Below are 2,332 nucleotides of genomic sequence, written 5' to 3'. Positions count from 1 at the left end.
GCCGCATCGGCATCGACCGAGAACATCGCGGTATGAACGTCCGCTTTACGGATCCGCACCGGCATGGTGAGCACGGTTCCGGCGATGGTGTGCTGTGAATTCGGCATGCCGGCCACTGTAATCCGATAACTGGAGGCTTAGGCACATGACCGCAACGATTCCGGACACCATCCTGGACATCGACTTGGCGGACGGCAACTTCTACGCCGACCGGCAGACGTCCCGCGAGGCCTATCGCTGGATGCGCGCCAACCAACCGGTGTTCCGCGACCGCAACGGCTTGGCCGGCGCGACCACCTACCAGGCGATCATCGACGCCGAGCGCAATCCCGAGCTGTTCTCCAACACCGGCGGCATCCGTCCGGATCAGCCCGGTATGCCGTACATGATCGACATGGACGACCCGTCACACCTGTTGCGGCGCAAGCTGGTCAACGCCGGGTTCACCCGCAAGCGGGTCACCGAGAAGATCCCGTCGCTGGGCCGGCTGTGCGACGCGTTGATCGACGCGGTCTGCGAGCGCGGCGAGTGTGACTTCGTCCGCGACCTCGCCGCACCGCTGCCGATGGCGGTGATCGGCGACATGCTCGGCGTGCTGCCCGAGGAGCGCGGCATGCTGCTGAAGTGGTCCGACGATCTGGTCTCCGGACTGAGTTCGCACCTCGACCCGAGCGGCCCGGAGTTCCAGACGGTGATGAACGCCTTCGCGGGATATACCGAATTCACCATGGGCATCATCGCCAAGCGTCGCGCCGAGCCGACCGATGACCTGTTCTCGATCCTGGTCAACTCCGAAGTCGAAGGTCAGCGGATGTCCGACGACGAGATCGTGATGGAAACCCTGCTGATCCTGATCGGCGGCGACGAGACCACCCGGCACACGTTGTCCGGTGGCACCGAGCAGTTGGTGCGTCACCGCGATCAGTGGGACGCGCTGCGGGCCGACTCGGATGCGTTGCTGCCCGGCGCGATCGAGGAGATGCTGCGCTGGACCTCGCCGGTCAAGAACATGTGCCGAACTCTGAGCGCCGACACCGAGTTTCACGGCACATCGCTGCGCGAAGGCGAGAAGATCATGCTGCTGTTCGAGTCGGCGAATTTCGATGAGACGCAGTTCGACAATCCGGACGACTTCGACATTCGTCGAGACCCCAACGGCCACGTCGCGTTCGGCTTCGGCACGCACTTCTGTCTGGGCAACCAGCTGGCCCGTTTGGAGCTGCGCCTGATGACCGAGCGGGTGTTGCAGCGTCTACCCGATCTGCGGCTGGCCGACGACGGCGACGTATTGCCGTTGCGCCCAGCCAACTTCGTCAGCGGCCTGGAGTCGATGCCGATGGTGTTCACCCCAAGCGCGCCGCTGAGCTGAGCGCGTCGAACGTGCATTCAGTTCGAAAAATCGGCCTTCGCGTCGAACTGAGCGCACGTTCGGCGTTCCCACGCCGCATGCACGCGGGCAACTATGCCGCCTTCGGTGTCTTCCGCGGTGACCCGGATGACCGTCCAGGTGAGATCACGCAATACTTCGTGCCGGGTGATGTCCTTGTTGAACTGCCGACGGTCGGTTCGGTGGTGGTCGCCCTCATATTCGACTGCGAGTTGGATTTCCTCCCAACCCATGTCGAGCTCGGCGACGAGTTGGCCGTATTCGTCGTACACCGGGATTTGAGTCTGCGGTTTGGGGAAGCCGGCGCGGATCAGCAGCAGTCGCAACCAGGTTTCACGAGGCGACTCGGCGCCGGCGTCGACGAGGGCCAGCGCGCTACGCGCCCGCCGGATGCCTCGGCGGCCCCGGTAATGCTCGGCCAGCGACTCGACGGCGGCGGACCGGAGGTTCGTCGCGCGGGCCAGTGCATCGATCGACGCAACGGCCTTTCCCAACGGGTATCGGCAGGCCATATCCAGCGCCGTGCGTGCTGACGTGGTGACACGCATCCCGGCGATCGTTTCCACCTCGCCGTCGCCAACACGGTCCGACCAGGTGTGGATTCCGGACGGCGGCCGCCGGTAGTCGTAGAGCAATTCCGCCGGCGCGCGATGGTCGACCCATTTGGACCCGTGTAGCGCTGATGCGGAACGGCCCGCGACGATGCCGCGGCGCCGTGACCACAACCATGCCGCGCGAGCTTGGATTGCGGGGGTGAGCTCGGCATCGGTCGGAATGTAGACGTCGGGGTGCAGACACCGGAAGCTGCTGTACAGCGTGTACTTCCGAAGGCGGCCCAAATCGACCGCTTCGCTGCCCAGGAACGGCCCGTCCATGCCAGCAGTGTGCGGGGACCTACCGACACCTGCGTCGAACGTGCACTCAGTTCGATTCCAAGGCCGTCGA

The 2,332-nt window shown here is 64.8% G+C and carries 2 protein-coding genes and 1 pseudogene; 1 reads left to right on the top strand and 2 read right to left on the bottom strand.

Annotation, left to right across the window (positions count from 1 at the left end; translation table 11 throughout):
- Positions 1–107, bottom strand: a pseudogene (locus AC2VOG_RS17620) (acetoacetate decarboxylase family protein); the annotation flags it as partial.
- 38 nt (positions 108–145) lie between these two features.
- On the opposite strand from AC2VOG_RS17620, the gene AC2VOG_RS17615 reads away from it, so the two are divergent.
- The gene (locus tag AC2VOG_RS17615; RefSeq protein ID WP_486941137.1) at positions 146–1,369 is read left to right on the top strand and encodes a cytochrome P450; all 1,224 of its coding nucleotides are present in this window, start codon (positions 146–148) and stop codon (positions 1,367–1,369) included.
- A gap of 17 nt (positions 1,370–1,386) precedes the next feature.
- On the opposite strand, the gene AC2VOG_RS17610 is transcribed toward AC2VOG_RS17615, so the two are convergent.
- Positions 1,387–2,262 carry a hypothetical protein gene (locus AC2VOG_RS17610; protein ID WP_486941136.1) on the bottom strand — a complete coding sequence of 292 codons (876 nt, stop codon included), beginning with the start codon at positions 2,260–2,262 and terminating at the stop codon, positions 1,387–1,389.
- Between the last annotated feature and the right edge of the window lie 70 nt (positions 2,263–2,332).

The sequence above is a fragment of the Mycobacterium sp. TH-M11 genome (genome assembly GCF_057473725.1).
This window is presented reverse-complemented; position numbering and strand designations above follow the sequence as displayed.